The sequence below is a fragment of the Zoogloea sp. genome (assembly GCF_044344315.1).
Classification (GTDB): domain Bacteria; phylum Pseudomonadota; class Gammaproteobacteria; order Burkholderiales; family Rhodocyclaceae; genus Zoogloea.
On sequence record NZ_JBIJDC010000050.1, the window covers coordinates 1 to 15324 of the forward strand.

Below are 15324 nucleotides of genomic sequence, written 5' to 3' on the forward strand. Positions count from 1 at the left end.
CTATGAGCGCGGTAGCTTCCTGATCACCAGCAACCGCACCGTATCTGAATGGGGCGTGGTCTTTGGCGACGCGATCGCCGCCACCGCCATCCTCGACCGGATGCTGCACCACAGCCACGTCATCACCATCCGTGGGGATAGCTACCGCCTCAAAGACAAGCGTCGCGCCGGGGCTGTGCTCCACCAGCCCCACGTCAACGCCCCATCAACCAGTCATCAACCCGCGTAGGGGGTCAGTTCCTGATGTCGCCAGGGGGTCAATTCCTGGTGTCGCTTGACACGCAGCCGGCGACTGCCCAAACGTGTTCCCCGCGCCAGCGGGGATGAACCGGATGACACCACGCCTCAACGATCTGATCACGGGTGTTCCCCGCGCCAGCGGGGATGAACCGGCCTGGGCTTTATCGGGACGTATGCGGCATCGGTGTTCCCCGCGCCAGCGGGGATGAACCGTGAGCGTGAGCGGCCAGGGCGCGGCGGATTCGGTGTTCCCCGCGCCAGCGGGGATGAACCGATTGCACGCAGCACCTACAACGCCAGGTCAGAGTGTTCCCCGCGCCAGCGGGGATGAACCGCGATCCAGCACAAGCAGGCGCAGGCCGGACAGGTGTTCCCCGCGCCAGCGGGGATGAACCGGGCTTGTGCCTGGAGTTATCCCTGCTACAGATGTGTTCCCCGCGCCAACAGGGACTGCAATTTTTTTCTGGCACGCAGCTCCAGCATCGCTTCTCCGTACGCTTCCTGGAGCTGCTTGATCTGTTTCTCGTAATGCTCCCGGATGTCCAGCGGGTTGGCGCGCAACGCGTTTTCCATGCCCCGTATAGCCTCATCGATCCAGGTCTCGATCTCCGACGGGGGCAGATCGTACGCACGGCTGGCCTCGGCCACCGTCGTCTTGCCCTGCAGGATCTCCATCACCAACGCGCTCTTGCGCTTGGCTCTCCAACGTTTGATTTGGCTATGTTCGCGTTAAGTGTGGAACATTGAGCTGTCATGACTGTTTATTTTTACAGTCTGCCTTCTTGGGAGACAATCATGGACAGTTTCAACTTCAAACACTTCCTGGCATCGCTTGGTGCGCTGTCACTTGAGCAACGACACGGCCTTGGTCAGGCCTTGAAGGGCTTGGAGCATGCGGAATCGGCCTTGCAGCGTTGCCGCTGTCTGGGTGGTCGCAAGACCTTCAATGCGCTGACCGGTACGCCCCTTCGCCGGTTGCGCCACAAATCAAAGTGGTTGCCCTATCTGAAAGCCCTTCTGGACTCCCTGACCGTGCGGGCGGCTGCCCGCGAGGTGTCCGTGCACCGCACGACCAGCTTTCGCTGGGGGCACCGCTTCCTGGACTGGGTGAAGGAGGACCGGCCGAGTCACATGCAGGGCATCACGGAGGCGGATGAGACTTACATGCTTGAGTCCATAAAGGGCTCCCATGAGCTTCCCCGACCAGCCCGAAAGCGGGGCGAGGCCGCGAAACAGCGCGGAACGTCGAAGGAGCAGGTGTGCATTCTGGTTGCCCGTGATCGCTCCGGACAGACGCTGGATTTCGTGACCGGGCGAGGCCCCGTCAGCAAAGCGCAACTCCATGAGTGCCTGGCCCCCGTGCTGGATCGGGATGGTCTGCTCGTCAGCGACGGCAATCCCAGTTATCACTATTTCGCCAAGGAGCAGGGCATCACCCACGAGGCGGTGACCCTCAAGTCCGGTGTCCGGGTCCGAGGCGCCTTCCACGTCCAGAACGTCAATGCTTACCACCGCCGCCTTCGCGGCTGGATGGAACGCTTCCACGGTGTGGCTACCTTCTATCTGCCCAACTATCTTGGCTGGCGACGGGCACTGGACACTCACCGTCTGAACACGCCGGCCGACCTGTTGCTCGCCGCTGTCGGGGTTTTTCCACACTTAACGCGAACAGAGCCAATGAATTCGACCCCACAGGAGCTTCGATAACGAGTTGGGTCGTCGCGGTGCGCAGTTCTCTCGATGGGGGCCAGCACCTGCTTGAAGGTTGGCCTGATTTCCATGCGCTCATGCCCGGGTCCAGTGTCGTCGCAACAGCTTGCGCCCCTCGCTGAACCAGAGCACTCCGCTTGCCATTGCCACACACACGCCCCACTGGCCCGCCGAGAGGGGCACGGTGCCGAAGGCGAGGTTGAGGAAGGGCAGGTGAATGACAGCCCCTTGCAGGGCTGCCGACAGCGCCACCGCGGCCCACAGCCAGTGGTTCGAGAACGCCGCCTTGAACGCCGATGCGGAGTCTGAGCGTGCATTGAAGCAATTGAACAGCTGCGTCAGCACCAGCACCGTGAAGGCGGCGGTGCGCGCCAGTTCCAGGCTGTGCGGGCCGGCGCCCAACCAGGCGTCTACCGGCTCGATCAGGCCGCCGGGAAGGAAGAGGTCCAGCGTCAGCAGGGTCAGTGCAGCCATCACGACGCCGGCCTCCAGCACGCCCAGCCCCATGCCGGCGTCGATGATGCGCTGGTTGCGCTGGCGTGGTTTGCGCGCCATGACGTCGTCGGCGATCGGGTCCACGCCCATGGCCAGCGCGGGCCCGGTGTCGGTGATCAGGTTGATCCAAAGGATCTGGGTGGCCAGCAGCGGCAACACCACCTCACCCCCCGATCCGGTGGCCGTGGCCTTCAGGCCGATGACACCTGCGCCCATCACGCCGGCGAACACGGTTAGCACCTCTGCCAGGTTCGATGACAGCAGGTAGCGAAGAAACTTGCGGATGTTGTCGAGTACGCCACGCCCCTCGCGTACCGCCAGCACGATGGTGGCAAAGTGGTCGTCGGCCAGGATCATGCGGGCGGCCTCCTTGGTCACCTCGGTACCCGCCACGCCCATTGCCACGCCGATGTCGGCGGCTTTCAGCGCCGGGGCGTCGTTGACGCCGTCGCCCGTCATCGCCACCACCTGGCCGCTGCCCTGCAGCGCACGCACGATGCGCAGCTTGTGCCTGGGTGCAACGCGGGCGAATACCGAGGTCTGCAGCGCGGCGGCGGTGAAGGCGTCATCGTCGGCCAGCGCGTCGAGCTCGATACCGGTGAGCACCGGGGCACCGGCATCGACGATGCCGAGATCCGCCGCAATGCGTACCGCGGTGAGTGGGTGGTCGCCGGTGATCATGATCACGCGGATGCCGGCCTGGCGGGCCTGGGCGATGGCCACGGCTGCCTCCTTTCGCGGCGGGTCGATGATGCCCACGGTGCCCAGGTACTCCAGGCCCTGCTCAAGGGCGGCGGCCTCTACGGCATCGGTGGGGACCTGCGCGTCAGGCGTCAGCACCCGGCGGGCCACGGCCAGCGTGCGCAGGGCGTCACCGGTCATCGCCGCCACATCGGCCAGTACCTGCGCCTGCACGGCGGCATCGAGCGCCACGCTGGCATTGCCCCGGCGGGCGTGGGTGCAATGCGTCAGCAGCACATCCGGCGCGCCCTTGGCAAAGAGCACATGCGCATCGCTGTCGGAATGGTCCGCCACGAGCACAGACATCATCTTGCGCTGCGAGGTGAAGGGGATCTCGCCGACGCGTTCGAAGCGCGCCTTCCACTCGGGCGCAGACTCGCCTTGTTCTCCCGTGTCGAGCTTGCGCTCGGCGACAAGAAACGCGGCTTCGGTGGGGTCGCCCTGGATGGCCCAGGTGCCGGTGTCGTCCTGCTGCAGCTGGGCGTTGCCCGCCAGGCTGCCGCCCTGCAATACGGCCTGCAGCTCGTCACGCAGGGGGCCTTCGGGCATGTCGGCACCGGCTGTTTCCGCGCATCCCTCGGGGGTATAGCCCACGCCGGTGATGTCGCTGCGCCCCGACAGCGTCATCACCCGCTGTACGGTCATCTCGCCGCGTGTCAGCGTGCCGGTCTTGTCGGATGCGATGACGGACGCTGACCCGAGGGTCTCCACCGAAGCCAGCTTTTTGACGATGGCGTGGTGGCGCGCCATGCGGCGCACACCCATCGCGAGCACCACCGACAGGATGGCCGGCAGGCCCTCGGGCACGGCGGCGACGGCCAGCGACACCCCCAGCAGCAGCACCGTGACGGCATCCGCTACGTTTTCGATGTCGGAGAAAAACAGGATGGTGGCCACCACAATGGCGGCGATCACCAGGGCGGCGATGCCCAGCACCTTGCCCAGATGCGCCATCTCGACCTGTAGCGGCGTCGGCGCGTCGGGCGTGGTGTCGAGCAGAGTGGCAATGCCGCCCATCTCGGTGCGCATGCCGGTGGCCGTGATGACAGCATGCCCGGTGCCCTGAGCGACCGCCGTGCCCTTGAAGACCATGTTCAGCCGGTCGCCAAGCGCGGCAAGGCCGGGCAGGACTGCTGCATCCTTCAGCACCGCCTCGCTCTCGCCGGTCAAGGGCGCCTCCAGCAGCTTCAAGGCGGCGGCCTGCACCAGGCGCGCATCGGCGCCCACGGCGTCGCCCTCGGCAAGCACCAGCAGGTCGCCCTTGACGAGTTCGGCGCTGGGCACCCGGGCCACGACGCCGTCGCGCAGCACGGCTGACGTGGCGGTGGTCATTTTCGCCAATGCAGCCACCGCCTGCGCCGCCTTGGCCTCCTGCAGCCAGCCCAGCACGGCGTTCAGCACGACAACACAGATTATGACCATGAAATCGAGCGGCCAGCCCGCCGCACCGGGCAGGCCTCTGCCTTCAAACCACCAGGCGGCCAGGGCCACGGTCGCTGCCGCACCCAGCAGGTAGACCAGGGGGTCCTGCAACTGCGCCAGTGCACGGCGCCAGGCGGGCAGGGGAGGCCGTGCGCGCAGTTCGTTGGGGCCGTCGGCGCGCAGCCGGCTGGCTGCCTCGTCGGCACTCAGGCCGCGTTCCGGGTCGCAGCCCAGAGACGCGGCCAGATCGGCGCCGTCGATCAGCGACGGGTCGTCCTGCGGGGGCAGCAGATGTGCCGACTTGTCATTCATGGCGACACCGCGGGCTTTCTGCCGACCCGGGCGGGGGCTTGCTCATGCGGCCCCCAGCCAGCGCCAGTCGCGCACTTCGGGCAGATCTTCACCGTGCTCGGCGATGTGCAGTTTATGGTGTTCGATGCGCGTCCAGTAGCGCGAGGTGGCCCGCTCCACCTCGCCAGCCAGCCGGGGAATGCGTCGCACGGCGTCCAGCGCCAGCTGGTAGCGGTCCAGGTTGTTGAGAACCACCATGTCGAAGGGGGTTGTCGTGGTGCCCTCTTCCTTGAAGCCACGCACGTGGATGTTGGCGTGGTTGTGCCGACGGTAGGTGAGCTTATGCACCAGCGACGGGTAGCCGTGGAAGGCGAAGAGCACCGGCCTATCCGTGGTGAACAGGGCATCGAAGTCGCGGTCGTGCAGGCCGTGCGGGTGCTCCTCGGGCGGCTGCAAGGCCATCAGATCGACAACATTGACGACGCGGATGCGGATGTCGGGCACGTCTTCCCGTAGCAGCATGACGGCGGCCAGTGTCTCAAGCGTGGGAATATCGCCAGCGCAGGCCATCACCACGTCGGGCCCCCGGGCGCTGTCGGCCTCTTCGGTGCCGGCCCAGTCCCACACCCCGGCCCCGGCCGTGCAGTGACGTACCGCCGCGTCCATGTCGAGCCACTGCCACGCGGGCTGCTTGCCGGCGACGATGACGTTGACGCAGTGGCGGCTGCGCAGGCAGTGGTCGGCCACCGAGAGCAGGCAGTTGGCATCGGGCGGCAGGTAGATGCGCACGACCTGGGGCGACTTGTTGGCCACGTGGTCCATGAAGCCCGGATCCTGGTGCGACAGGCCGTTGTGGTCCTGGCGCCAGACGTGGGACGTGAGCAGGATGTTCAGCGACGCGATCGGCGCGCGCCACGGGATCTTGCGGCTGACCTTGAGCCACTTGGCGTGCTGGTTGAACATGGAGTCGATGATGTGGATGAAGGCCTCGTAACACGACAGCAGGCCGTGGCGCCCGGTCAGCAGATAGCCTTCGAGCCAGCCCTCGCAGAGGTGTTCGCTCAGTACCTCCATTACGCGCCCGTCGGCGCTGAGGTTGGTGTCATTGGCCACGGTGTCGGCCATCCAGGCCTTGCCGGAGACGGCATAGACCGGGTCCAGCCGGTTCGATGCGGTCTCGTCCGGACCGAAAAGGCGGAAGTTGGCACTGCTGAGGTTCAGCCGCATCACCTCGCGCAGGAAGCCGCCCAGCACCCGCGTGGCTTCGGCCTCGGTGCTGCCGGGAGCGGGCACGGCCACCGCGTGCTCGTTCAGGTGCGGCATCACCAGCGGCTGCAGTAATTGGCCGCCGTTGGCATGTGGGTTGAAGCCCATGCGGCGCCGGCCCGTCGGCGCCAGCGCGGCGAACTCGGCGCGGAACTTGCCCGCGTCGTCAAACAGCTCCTGCGGCTGGTAGCTGCGCAGCCAGGCTTCCAGTTGCTGCAGGTGTTCGGGCCGTGTGAATTTGCTGATTGGCACCTGGTGGGCGCGCCAGGTGCCTTCGACCGGTAGTCCATCCACTTCCTTCGGCCCGGTCCAGCCCTTGGGTGTGTCCAGGATGATCATCGGCCAGCGCGGGCGTTTGGGCGGCACGCTGGCATCGGGCGCACGGGCCACCGCCTGAATGCGCCGGATCTGCACCAATGCCTTGTCCAGCGCGGCCGCCAGGCGCTGGTGCACCAGCGCCGGATCGTCGCCCGCCACGAAGTGCGGTTGGTGGCCGTGGCCATGCATCCGTTCAGCGAGTTCGGCGTGGCTGATGCGGGCCAGAACGGTCGGGTTGGCGATTTTGTAGCCATTGAGATGCAGGATGGGCAGCACGGCCCCGTCGCGCGCCGGATTGAGAAACTTGTTGGAGTCCCAGCTCGCGGCCAGCGGCCCGGTTTCGGCCTCGCCGTCGCCGATGATGCAGGCCACGATCAGGCCCGGGTTGTCGAAGGCGGCGCCGTAGGCATGCGCCAGCGAATAGCCCAGCTCGCCGCCTTCGTGGATCGAACCCGGGGTTTCGGCCGCCACGTGGCTGGGGATGCCACCCGGCCATGAAAACTGGCGGAACAGGCGCCGCATGCCGCTGCGATCGCGCTCAATGGCGGGGTAATGCTCGGTGTAGGTGCCTTCAAGGTAGGTGTTGGCGACGATGCCCGGCCCCCCGTGGCCCGGGCCGACCACCAGCAGCATGTCCAGCTCGTGTGCCTTGATCAATCGGTTCAGGTGCACATAGATCAGGTTCAGCCCGGGCGTGGTGCCCCAGTGACCGAGCAGGCGTCGCTTGACGTGCTCCAGCGTCAGCGGTGTCTCCAGCAGCGGGTTGTCCTGCAGGAAGATCTGACCTACCGACAGGTAGTTGGCGGCGCGCCACCAGGCGTGCATCTTGTGGAGCAGGTCGGGAGTGAGGGTGTCGGGCATGGTGTTTCCGGATTGGGCGGTCTCTCAGGGGGAAAGCAAGGGAAGCACGGTGCTCTGACGGCGGTCTGTGCGCTGGCGGACGCTGGCCGCTGGGGCTTGGCCGCGCACTCCGTGTGGCCTGATCGACCCTGTGTTCGCTAGCGCGCAGTGACGGGATGGCTTGGCTGGCACGATGGGCCGTCTCGTGCCGGGGCATGTGCGTGAGGGGGTTCTCCCCATGCCTTCAGCACGACGAATCGAAAAGGGAGGGCGGGATGACGAAGTGCCAGGTTGCGACCCAGGCGGGCACAACGAATGTGGGCGAGGTCGTCTCGATACGTGGCAGCGTCGTGGATGTGCGCTTCGAAGGCGGATTGCCGGCCATTCACACCTTGCTGCGGGCTGGCGCCGGCGACCGGGTGGCCATCGAGGTGCTGGCACAGCTCGACGCCCGGCACGTGCGCGGTATCGCGCTGACGCCCACACAGGGCCTGGCGCGCGGCATGCCTGCCCAGGACACGGGCCGTCCGCTGCAGGCACCGGTTGGCAAGGCCATTCTCTCGCGCATGTTCGACGTCTTCGGCAACGCTATCGACCGCGAACCAGCGCCCTCCGGCGTTGCGTGGCGCTCGGTGCACCACCAGCCCCCACCCCTGGTGCGTCGCTCAACGAAGTCCGAGGTGTTCGAGACGGGCATCAAGGCCATTGATGTGCTTACGCCGCTGGAGCGCGGTGGTAAAGCAGGCCTGTTCGGCGGCGCAGGCGTCGGCAAGACGGTACTGCTGACCGAGATGATCCATAACATGATCGGCCACCAGGAGGGCGTGAGCATCTTCTGCGGTATCGGCGAACGCTCGCGCGAAGGCGAGGAGCTGTACCGTGAGATGAAGGCCGCCGGCGTGCTGCCTCATATGGTGATGATCTTCGCGCAAATGAACGAGCCGCCAGGCGCGCGTTTCCGTGTCGGCCACGCGGCGCTGACGATGGCCGAGTACTTTCGTGACGATGAGCGCCGCGACGTGTTGCTGCTCATCGACAACATCTTCCGCTTCATCCAGGCAGGTTCCGAGGTCTCGGGCCTGATGGGGCAGATGCCGTCGCGCCTGGGCTATCAGCCAACGATGGGTACCGAACTGGCGGCACTGGAAGAGCGCATTGCCAACACCGACAGTGGCGCCATCACCGCGATCCAGGCGGTGTACGTGCCGGCGGACGACTTCACCGACCCCGCTGCCGTGCATACCTTCTCGCACCTCTCCGCGTCCATCGTGCTGTCGCGCAAGCGCGCCAGCGAGGGGCTGTTTCCCGCAATTGATCCGCTGCAGTCCAACTCGAAGATGGTGACGACGGGCATCGTCGGCGAACGCCACTACACGCTGGCGCAGGCCATCCGCCGTACGCTGGCCCAGTACGCCGAGCTGAAGGACATCATCGCGATGCTCGGGCTGGAGCAGTTGTCGCCCGAGGACCGCAAGGTGGTGGCCCGCGCACGCCGGCTCGAGCGCTTTCTCACACAGCCCTTCTTCACCACGGAGCAGTTCACCGGCCTGGCCGGCAAGCTCGTCAGCTTGAACGATGCGCTGGATGGCTGTGAGCGCATCCTGGCAGACGAGTTCAAGGACCTGCCCGAGAACGCGCTGTACATGATAGGTGCGGTGGATGAAGCCACGGCCAAGACGAAGGGGATAGCCAGGCCCGAGCCCGGGCAGCAGTCTGCCCAGGAGGCAGCGTATGCCGTCGATGACGCTTAAGGTGCTGCTTCCCTTTGAGGTTTTTGCCGACGAGCGCGGTGTGGCCCGCATCGTCGTGGAGACGGCGCAAGGTTCGTTCGGCCTGCTGCCGCAGCGGCTGGATTGCGTTGCCGCGTTGGTGCCGGGGATCCTGAGTTTCGAGACCGCCAGTAAAGGGGAAGTCTTCCTGGCGCTGGACGAGGGGGTGCTGGTCAAGACGGGCCCGGATGTCCTGATCTCGGCGCGGCGTGCCTTGCGTGGCGATGATCTTTCGCGCCTGCGCGATACGGTCGAGCAGGAGTTCCTGACGCTGGACGCCCAGGAGGAAGCCCTGCGCACCGTGATGAATCGGCTGGAGAGCGGCTTCATGCGCCGCTTCGCCTCGATGCGGGATCGTCGATCATGACCTCGGACCTGAAACCCCCTCGCCCAGGGCCACCGCCGGCCAATTCCAGCCTGGCTGAACAGGTGGGCGCCCGGGCGGCGCGCAAGCTCAGAGCCCGCCGGAGCGGCCCGCCAGGGATCTGGTTCGGCCTGGGCATGATGGGTTTGATCGGGTGGTCGGTGGCCGTGCCAACGCTGTTGGGCGCTGCGCTCGGTCTGTGGCTTGACCAGCGCTATCCGGGCGGCCGCTCGTGGACGCTGGCCCTTCTGGTGGCGGGGCTGACTGTGGGCTGCCTGAACGCCTGGCACTGGGTGTCCAAGGAAGATCGGGCGATGCACGATGAGCAGAGGGGCGACGATGCCTGACTACGGTAGTGACTCCCTGGGCTGGGCGCAGGCGCTGCTGGTGGGGGGCGTGCTGGGGGCCGTCTTTTTTGGTGGCTTGTGGTGGACGGTGCACCGTGCGGCCTTGTCGCCGACACCGGCACGCTGGTTTCTCGTCAGCTTCATGGTGCGCACCGCCATCGCGCTTGCGGGCGTCTACGCTGTGGGTGCCGGCAGCCCTGCGCACATGGGGTTGTGCCTGCTCGGTTTTGTGCTGGCGCGCGCCATCGTTCTGCGTGCGACGAAGCCCGCCCCTGCTGCCGCGGCTGTGGCGTCCAGGGTGCCGCCATGCGCCTGACACCGGACCAATGGATCTTCTGGCAGCACGGCTTCGTCAAGCTGAACGCCACCATTGTGTTTACGTGGGCGTTGATGGCGGTGCTGGTCATCGGGGCCGCGCTCATCACGCGCCGTCTCGCCACCGGTCATGAACGTTCGCGCTGGCAGAACCTGCTGGAGATCGTCGTCACCGGCATCGTGACGCAGATTGCGGACGTGGGGCTGAAGGCGCCGCACCGCTACCTCGGGTTTCTCGGCACGCTGTTCCTGTTCGTCGCCGCGGCGACGCTGGCCACCGTGGTGCCCGGCTTCGAGCCACCCACCGCGTCGCTGTCGACCACTGCGGCGCTGGCGCTATGCGTGCTGGTGGCGGTGCCGCTTTTCGGCATTTCGGGCCAGGGCCTCCTCACCTACCTGAGGTCGTATGTGGAACCAACGCCGCTCATGCTGCCGTTCAACCTGATCAGCGAGGTCTCGCGCACGCTCGCGCTGGCCGTGCGCCTGTTCGGCAACATGATGAGCGGAGCCATGATCATCGCCATCCTGCTGTCGATCACGCCCTTCGTCTTCCCTGTTGTGATGACGGGGCTCGGGCTGCCGACCGGCATGGTGCAGGCCTACATCTTCACCATCCTGGCGGCGGTGTACATCGCCGCCGCCACTCATCCCGGCAAGCCCAAAGCCAAGCCGGGTCCTGCGCAGATGCCGGCTTCCTGAGCCGCCTCGCGTTCCGATCTTCAACGTTCTCGAAAGCACACCATGGACTCTCTCACCTGGATCGCCGTTGCCTCCATCGTCATGGCCGGCCTGACCACCGGTTTCGGTACCATGGGGCCGGCGCTGGCCGAGGGCAGGGCGGTGGCGGTGGCGCTCACTTCCCTGGCCCAACAGCCTGATGCCTCGGCCACCATCACACGTACGCTGTTCGTTGGCCTGGCCATGATCGAGTCCACCGCCATCTACTGTTTCGTGGTGTCGATGATCCTGATCTTTGCCAACCCGTTCTGGAGCGCGGCGCTGAACGCCGTCACCCAGGCGGCAGGAAAATAGACTGTGCTGATCGACGGGTTCACCGTTGCTGCACAGGTGTTGAACTTCCTCATCCTGGTGTGGCTGATGAAGCGCTTCCTGTACCAGCCGGTGCTGGACGCCATCGCGGCGCGCGAGCAGAAGATCGCCGCTGAACTGGCGGACGCTGCCACGACCCGGGCCGAGGCGAAGCAGCTGCAGGACGAATTTCAGCAGAAGAGCCAGGCTTTCGATGAAGAGCGCGCCGGCTTGCTGCAACACGCCAGGGACGCCGCCAAGCTTGAGGGTGAACGCCTGCAGAGCGCGGCCCGGGAAGCGGCAGACGCAGCCAGCGCTGCGCGTGCCAAGGCGTTGCTGGCCGACAATCTGTATCTGCGCGATCAACTGACCCGCCTCGCGCAGGATCAGGTGTTCGACATATCCCGTCGGGTGCTGGGTGACCTCGCCGCGGTGAGTCTGGAGCAGCGGGCGTGCGAGGTGTTCATCCTGCGTCTGAAATCCGCTGATGGCGAGGTGCTGGCGGCATTGGGTGCGGCGCTGAAGGCCACGTCGGATGCCGAGCCGGCCCTGCTGCGCAGCGCCTTCGCGCTGCCCGCGGCGCAGCGGACGGCGGTGCTGGACGCGCTGGATGAATCGTTCGGGCAGAGGATTCCGCTCGTGTTCGAGACCGCTCCTGAACTGGTCAGCGGCATTGAGCTCAGCGTGAAGGGGCTGAAGCTGGCCTGGAGCATTTCCGACTACCTCGCAGCGTTGTCCATCGGCCTCGAAGATCGGCTGCGCATCAAGGAGCCCGCGTGAGCACGGCCCTGCCCGAGCCGTGGACGCTGCAAGGCGTGCTGGATGACACCTTCGCCGGCATTCGCCAGCGGCTACAGTCCTTTCAGCCCCAGCTGCGCCCACGCGAGGTGGGCGTGGTGGCCAGCGTTTCCACGGGTATCGCACGCGTGCACGGGCTGCCGCATGTGGGCTTCGAGGAATTGCTCACGTTCGCCGGCGGCCTGTCGGGCATTGCGTTCAACCTTGACGAGGGTGGGGTCGACGTTGTGTTGCTGGGCGATCATACCCACCTGCATGCCGGCCAGGAGGTGCAGCGCACCGGCCGCGTGATGGACGTGGCCGTGGGCGATGCCTTGCTGGGCCGTGTGATTGACCCCTTGGGTCGTGCGCTGGACGGCCTGGGGGGCGTGGCGACAAGTGCGCGCCTGCCCATCGAGCGGCCGGCGGCGGCCATCATGGACCGTGCGCCCGTTACCGAACCGCTGCAGACCGGGCTGAAGGTCATTGATGCGCTGATTCCCATCGGCCGCGGCCAGCGCGAGCTGATCCTGGGCGACCGCCAGACCGGCAAGACGGCGATTGCCATCGACACCATTTTCAACCAGCGCGGCAAGGACGTGCTGTGTGTCTACTGCGCCATCGGCCAGCGTGCATCGGCGGTGGCCAAGGCGGTGGCAAACCTGCGCGAGAAGGGGGCACTGGAATACACCGTGGTGGTGGTGGCCGAAGGCAACGACGCGCCCGGCCTGGCTTACATCGCGCCCTACGCTGCCACCAGCATCGCCGAGCACTTCATGGCGTCGGGCCGTGACGTGCTGATCGTCTATGACGACCTGACTCACCACGCCCGCGCCTATCGCGAACTGTCCTTGCTGCTGCGTCGCCCGCCCGGGCGCGAGGCTTTTCCAGGCGACATCTTCTACATCCATTCGCGCATGCTGGAGCGTGCCACCCACCTGAATGAAGCGCATGGCGGCGGCTCGATGACCGCGCTGCCCATCATCGAGACGGAAGCGCAGAACATCTCGGCCTACATCCCGACCAACCTGATCTCGATCACGGACGGGCAAATCGTACTGTCGCCCTCGCTGTTCGCGCTGGGCGTGCTGCCGGCCGTCGATGTCGGCCAGTCGGTCTCGCGTGTGGGCGGCAAAGCGCAGCGTGCGGCCTACCGGACGGTGGCGGGAGACCTCAAGCTGGCCTATGCACAGTTCGAGGAATTCGAGACTTTCGCCCGCTTCGGCGCCAGGCTGGATGAGGACACACAGCGCTTCATCACCCATGGCCAGCGCGTGCGCGCCTGCCTGAGCCAGTCGGAGTTGTCGCCGGTGTCGGTGCCGGCTCAGGTCGCCATCCTGCTGGCGCTGAACGCGGCATTGTTCGACGCTGTGCCGCTGGAGGGCATGGCCGCAGCCCAGCAGGCCGTGGAGGGTGCAGCCGACGCGCTACCCGACGACCTGCGCTTGCGGCTGGCCGATGCAGACCGATTGAGCGACACCGACCGTGAGCGAATCACCGAGGCCGCGCGCCAGGCGCTTGAGCGCTTCCAGGGCCAGGCGGAGTCGAGCCCGGTACTGTCCGGCGCTGAGCCCGGGACACACGTGAGGTAAGTGAGATGACCACCACGACGAGCGCACTGCACCGCCAGATCAGCAGCGCAAGGGATCTGAAGGCAGTGGTGCGCACCATGAAGGCATCGGCGGCGTCGGCCATCGGGCAGTACGAAAGCTCGGTGGCGGCGCTCGGTGACTACGCGCGCACCGTTGAACGGGGGCTGAGCGTATGTCTGCGCGCGGTCGATCCAGGTGGCGCGCATGCACATCCCGCCCTCAGGAGGGCCACCGCCACCGCAGTGCACGCCGTTGTGTTTGGTTCCGATCAGGGGCTGGTGGGCAGGTTCAACGAGGTGGTGGTCGACCATGCGATGGCCCAGCTGGGATCGCTGCCTGCGGAGGTTCAGGTCTGGGCGGTTGGCGAGCGCGTGCAGGCGCGCCTTCTCGACGCAGGTCTGCACGCGCTTGCCGGCTCCTTCCCGGTGCCGGGATCGGTGGCCTTGATCACGCGCCTCGTCGGGCAGATTTTGCTGAAGATCCGGGCACCCGGGGGCGAATCGGCGGGTGAGGCACGGGGCGACGAACAGGGCGACACGCTGATGCTTTTCTACAACCGGCCGGTCGGGTCCGGTTACGAGCCGGTGAGCCAGCGATTGCTGCCATTGGACGAACACTGGCAGCACGATCTGGCCAATCAGCCCTGGCCTGCCGCGCAGCGGCCCGAAGTGCTCGGCGCCGGCCCCCAGGTGCTGCGGGCCTTCGTGCGCGAACACCTCTTTGTCTCCTTGTTCCGCGCCAGCGCCGAGTCGCTGGCCAGCGAGAACGCGAGCCGCCTTGCTGCCATGCAACGCGCCGATCGCAACATCGGTGAGTTGCTTACGGATCTGGGCGCCAGGTTTCACCGTACCCGCCAGAGTGGCATCGACGAAGAGTTGTTCGACGTTGTTGCCGGCTTTGACGCGATGGCTCCTGAGGCGGCGGGTCATGCCGATACCCTGTGACGCTGTCCGGTCTGCCCGCGGCATGGTGGGGGCTCGTCAAGCAGGTGGCGACCTCGTGGCTCGACGATTACGTGCCGAGCATGGGGGCGGCGCTGGCCTACTACACGATGTTCTCCCTGGCGCCGCTGCTGTTGATCGTGGTGTCGGTGGCCGGGCTCGTTTTTGGTGAGGACGCCGCCCGCGGTGAGATCCAGGCGCAACTGAAGGACCTGATGGGTGAAAGCGGCGCGGGCGCCGTGCAAGGCCTGCTGGCCAGCGTGCGTGAGCCGGGGGAAGGCCTGACGGCCACTGCCGTGGGCCTGGTGCTCCTGTTCGTCGGCGCGACCACGGTGTTTGCCGAACTGCAGGACGCGCTTGACCGGATCTGGCGTGTGCCGGGGCGGCTGCGCAAGAGCGGGTGGCTTACCCTCGTTCGTGCGCGCCTGATGGCGTTCGGCATGATCCTCGCGGTGGGTTTCCTGCTCATCGTCTCGCTGGTCACCAGCGCCATACTCGACGCCCTGGGCCGACGGCTGGATCCGCTCTTTGGCAGCTGGCAGGCCGTGGTGGAGGCAGGGAACGCCATCGGCGGCTTTCTGCTCGTGGCCTTCATGTTCGGTCTGATCTACAAGGTCATGCCGCGCCAGCGCATCCTGGCGGCAGACGTCTGGCTCGGCGCCTTGCTTGCGGCCCTGCTGTTTACGGGGGGCAAGGTCGTCATCGGTGCCTACATCGGCCGCAGCGGCGTGGCATCGGGCTTTGGTGGGGGTATGACCGGGATGAAGGGAAAATCTGTACACATCCATCGTAACCCCATGATTTAAAAGAGAGCATTTCTTACTTCCGGAAAATTCCCGCAGCCTCCTTCCCAAGCCGTTAGACTCC

At 66.4% G+C, this 15324-nt stretch carries 13 protein-coding genes, 2 pseudogenes and 1 CRISPR repeat array; of the genes and pseudogenes, 12 read left to right on the top strand and 3 right to left on the bottom strand.

Annotated elements, in window-relative coordinates:
• Positions 1 to 229: ATP-binding protein (locus ACIQ09_RS12130; RefSeq protein ID WP_398309881.1), on the top strand; the 229-nt coding region annotated here is incomplete at its 5' end.
• A 73-nt stretch (positions 230 to 302) separates the two neighbouring features.
• Positions 303 to 697: direct repeats of the CRISPR family, unit length 29 nt; unit sequence GTGTTCCCCGCGCCAGCGGGGATGAACCG.
• 56 nt (positions 698 to 753) lie between these two features.
• On the opposite strand, the pseudogene ACIQ09_RS12135 reads toward ACIQ09_RS12130, so the two are convergent.
• Positions 754 to 954, bottom strand: a pseudogene (locus ACIQ09_RS12135) (DUF1153 domain-containing protein); the annotation flags it as partial.
• A gap of 192 nt (positions 955 to 1146) precedes the next feature.
• Between ACIQ09_RS12135 and ACIQ09_RS12140 the strand changes: the two are divergent.
• Positions 1147 to 1947, top strand: a pseudogene (locus ACIQ09_RS12140) (IS1595 family transposase); the annotation flags it as partial.
• A 78-nt stretch (positions 1948 to 2025) separates the two neighbouring features.
• Here ACIQ09_RS12140 and ACIQ09_RS12145 read toward each other — a convergent pair.
• Positions 2026 to 4920 carry a cation-translocating P-type ATPase gene (locus ACIQ09_RS12145; protein WP_398309884.1) on the bottom strand — a complete coding sequence of 965 codons (2895 nt, stop codon included), beginning with the start codon at positions 4918 to 4920 and terminating at the stop codon, positions 2026 to 2028.
• A gap of 42 nt (positions 4921 to 4962) precedes the next feature.
• The gene (locus tag ACIQ09_RS12150) at positions 4963 to 7344 is read right to left on the bottom strand and encodes a phosphoketolase (RefSeq protein ID WP_398309887.1); all 2382 of its coding nucleotides are present in this window, start codon (positions 7342 to 7344) and stop codon (positions 4963 to 4965) included.
• Positions 7345 to 7598: 254 nt separating this feature from the next.
• Between ACIQ09_RS12150 and atpD the strand changes: the two genes are divergently transcribed.
• The 10 genes from atpD to ACIQ09_RS12200 are packed head-to-tail and all read left to right on the top strand — an operon-like array spanning position 7599 to position 15263.
• Positions 7599 to 9074, top strand: a complete 1476-nt coding sequence (atpD, locus tag ACIQ09_RS12155) for a F0F1 ATP synthase subunit beta (protein WP_398309890.1) — start codon at positions 7599 to 7601, stop codon at positions 9072 to 9074.
• The gene (locus ACIQ09_RS12160; RefSeq protein ID WP_398309893.1) at positions 9055 to 9459 is read left to right on the top strand and encodes a F0F1 ATP synthase subunit epsilon; all 405 of its coding nucleotides are present in this window, start codon (positions 9055 to 9057) and stop codon (positions 9457 to 9459) included. Before atpD ends, ACIQ09_RS12160 begins: the two co-directional genes overlap by 20 nt.
• Entirely contained in the window at positions 9456 to 9803 is a 348-nt protein-coding gene (locus ACIQ09_RS12165; protein WP_398309896.1) for an AtpZ/AtpI family protein, read from the top strand. The genes ACIQ09_RS12160 and ACIQ09_RS12165 overlap by 4 nt, the downstream gene beginning before the upstream one ends.
• Complete coding sequence (locus tag ACIQ09_RS12170) at positions 9796 to 10119, top strand: ATP synthase subunit I (RefSeq protein ID WP_398309899.1); 324 nt, start codon at positions 9796 to 9798, stop codon at positions 10117 to 10119. The genes ACIQ09_RS12165 and ACIQ09_RS12170 overlap by 8 nt, the downstream gene beginning before the upstream one ends.
• A complete protein-coding gene (locus ACIQ09_RS12175) occupies positions 10110 to 10817 on the top strand; it encodes a F0F1 ATP synthase subunit A (protein ID WP_398309902.1) in 708 nt (235 codons plus the stop codon). The genes ACIQ09_RS12170 and ACIQ09_RS12175 overlap by 10 nt, the downstream gene beginning before the upstream one ends.
• A 42-nt stretch (positions 10818 to 10859) precedes the next feature.
• The gene (locus ACIQ09_RS12180; RefSeq protein WP_398309905.1) at positions 10860 to 11150 is read left to right on the top strand and encodes a F0F1 ATP synthase subunit C; all 291 of its coding nucleotides are present in this window, start codon (positions 10860 to 10862) and stop codon (positions 11148 to 11150) included.
• Positions 11151 to 11153: 3 nt separating this feature from the next.
• Positions 11154 to 11927, top strand: coding sequence for a F0F1 ATP synthase subunit B (locus ACIQ09_RS12185; protein WP_398309908.1), 774 nt, complete (start codon positions 11154 to 11156; stop codon positions 11925 to 11927).
• Positions 11924 to 13516, top strand: a complete 1593-nt coding sequence (locus ACIQ09_RS12190) for an alternate F1F0 ATPase, F1 subunit alpha (protein WP_398309911.1) — start codon at positions 11924 to 11926, stop codon at positions 13514 to 13516. Before ACIQ09_RS12185 ends, ACIQ09_RS12190 begins: the two co-directional genes overlap by 4 nt.
• A 5-nt stretch (positions 13517 to 13521) precedes the next feature.
• Positions 13522 to 14460 (top strand): F0F1 ATP synthase subunit gamma, encoded by a 939-nt coding sequence (locus ACIQ09_RS12195; protein WP_398309914.1) that lies wholly within the window; start codon positions 13522 to 13524, stop codon positions 14458 to 14460.
• Complete coding sequence (locus tag ACIQ09_RS12200; protein WP_398309917.1) at positions 14457 to 15263, top strand: YihY/virulence factor BrkB family protein; 807 nt, start codon at positions 14457 to 14459, stop codon at positions 15261 to 15263. The genes ACIQ09_RS12195 and ACIQ09_RS12200 overlap by 4 nt, the downstream gene beginning before the upstream one ends.
• The last annotated feature ends 61 nt before the right edge of the window (positions 15264 to 15324 follow it).